Source organism: Methylobacterium sp. D48H (genome assembly GCF_053345715.1).
The window spans coordinates 1-337 of the sequence record NZ_JBKFAP010000111.1; the positions used below are offsets into that span (position 1 = coordinate 1).

Annotated in this window: 1 pseudogene; it reads left to right on the forward strand. The window is 65.3% G+C overall.

Features of this window, described 5'->3' with window-relative positions:
• Window positions 1-150: 150 nt before the first annotated feature.
• A pseudogene (locus ACLBX8_RS31705) lies at window positions 151-337 on the forward strand (IS110 family transposase); the annotation flags it as partial.

Here is a 337-nt window from a genome sequence, read left to right on the forward strand (position 1 = left end):
CGTGAGCGGGCACGAAGCCAACGTCCGCTTCCATGCATTGCCGCCCCGAAGCAGATGGGGTGGATGGCTCCCGCTCCGACTGACGGCATCTCGATGCCAAGGTGTGGTTGCTGTCAAAGCAGCAGCCACGCTCATGCAGGAGCCATCCCCATGGAGATCACCACCGTCGGCATCGATCTGGCCAAAAGCATCTTTCAGGTTCACGCCGTCGATGCAGTTGGGCACGCCGTCGTGCGCAAGGCCTTGAGGCGGGCGCAGGTCGTGCCGTTCTTCGCCAAGCTGCCGCGATGCCTGGTCGGCATGGAGGCGTGCGGCACAGCGCACCACTGGGCCCGGG